The organism is Thermus igniterrae ATCC 700962 (assembly GCF_000376265.1).
GTDB lineage: Bacteria > Deinococcota > Deinococci > Deinococcales > Thermaceae > Thermus > Thermus igniterrae.
In genome coordinates this window covers 1-1,952 of the sequence record NZ_AQWU01000008.1, presented here as the reverse complement: position 1 = coordinate 1,952, position 1,952 = coordinate 1, and the positions used below count along the sequence as shown (strand labels likewise).

1 protein-coding gene is annotated in these 1,952 nt (G+C 69.5%); it reads left to right on the top strand.

All coding sequences use genetic code 11. The features are described from left to right. Positions 1 to 132 precede the first annotated feature (132 nt). On the top strand, positions 133 to 1,952 hold a 1,820-nt coding region (locus tag B128_RS12980), incomplete at its 3' end, for an Ig-like domain-containing protein (protein ID WP_018110276.1).

Sequence of the window (1,952 nt, the reverse complement as noted above, 5' to 3'; positions counted from 1 at the left end):
TAAGATTAGCCTCGGATGCCGCGCGGTGCTGCCTCAGGGAGATAGCGGGCCTCGCCCGCGCGGCGCCGGAACCGGGAAGGGCAACGGCGGAAACCTTTCCGGGCGAACGCAGAGAAAGGGAGGTAAGAGGCTATGAAGGGAACGCGGCTCAAGACTCTAGGTTTCGCCCTGTTGGGCGGCCTGGCCCTGCTCTTCGCGGGGTGCGGGCAGCAGGCGGCCCCACCTCCGCAGGCGGATAGGGTTCTCTCGGTAACCGTTACCCCGGCCACGGCCCAGGTGGAGGTGGGCGGGCAGGTGGCCCTGAACGCCCAGGTCCAGGTCCAGGGCAACGCCTCCCAGGCGGTCACCTGGTCCTCCTCCGACACCGCCGTGGCCACGGTGGACAGCAACGGCGTGGTCAGGGGCGTGGCCCCCGGACAGGCCATCATCAGGGCCACCAGCGTGGCGGACAACACCAAGTTCGGCCAGGCCACCATCACCGTGGTGCCCCAGAGCCGGCCCAGCATCTCCATCCTCCAGCCCGCCAACGGGGCGGTGGTGAACGGGCCCTTCCTGGCCCAGGTGCGGGTCCAGGGCACCCAGGGCAACCTGCGGAGCCTCACCTACACCTTCGCCGGAGGTTCTCCGGTGAGGGTCCTCTCCGCCGGGGTGCAGCCTCAGCAGTACGACGTCACCCGCACCTTCACGGTGAACGTCCCCGAAAACCTTGCCGACGGCGAATACCAGCTCACGGTGCGGGCGGAGGACGACCTGGGCCGCAGCGCCGAGGCCAGCGTCACGGTCCGGCTCCGGCGCGGACCCAGCATCCAGGTGGTCTTGGAACCGGCCGACGCCAACGCCAACCTGGTGGTGCTGCAGCAGAACGTCAACGGCAACACCCTGGATGTGCCTTACGGCAGGGGCAACATCCGCGTGCGGGTCGTGGTGGACGGCCGGGGCCTGAACCCCACCCGGGTGGAGATCTTCCGCGGCCGCACCGAGGCCGACACCTCCACCCGCCTCTACGACGGCGCCCCCGGCACGGCCCAGGTGGTGGACAACAGCGCCGTGCTCCAGCAGGGCGAGCCCTACTTCTACATCGCCCGCGTCTACTTTGACGGGGAGGTGGCCCCCGGCCAGAACAACCTGACCCAGGCCCGACTGTTCGTGCCCGACAACCTTCCCCCACAGCTCGCCGACATCGTGGAGGTCTCCAAGCTCTCCCCGGCCAGCACCCAGGTCAAGGGCAACTGGGTGAACGGCACCTTCACCCAGGGGCTGGAGAACCTGAACAGCCTGGTGGACAACCCCACGGGTACCAACTTCCCCGCCTCCGGGGTGCGGGCCATCCGCTACTTCGCTGACCGGACGCCCTTTGACGCTACCTTTAACCGGGACATCCTCCTGGGCGAGGCCACGGTCAGCCCCTACTCCATCCAGGTGAACACCCAGGCTGCCCTTCCCGACGGGACCTACCGCGTCTTCGCCGTGGCGGTGGACCAGGTGGGCAACGAGTCCACCGGGCCCCTCTCCGCCTACATCCTCAACGTGGACAACACCCCGCCCAACGTGACCCTGGCGGCCCGCGACCGGGGCCCCGGCGATGTGGGCACCGTCTGCGCAGGCGGCGGCAACGTGGACCTCTTCCCGGCGGACCCGGGCTTCGTCTCCGGCTGCGCCGTGGTCACCACCCGGGCTCGGGATGCCGGCGTGGGCTTCGTGGCCGGCACCACCCGGCTCATCGTGAGCCTGGGGGGCGGGGCGCCGGTGACCTTCCCCACCTCCATCGTTGCCGGCCCTAACGATACCCTCATCCAGAACGGTACCGTGAACTACGACACCGTCAACGGGCCCGTGACCCTCACCGCCACCATCAGCGACGAGCTCGGCAACCAGGGCCAGGCCACCCTCCAGATCACCGTGGACAACAACCGGCCTCAGGCCCCCGTCATCACCTCGCCCAGCGCCGGCAC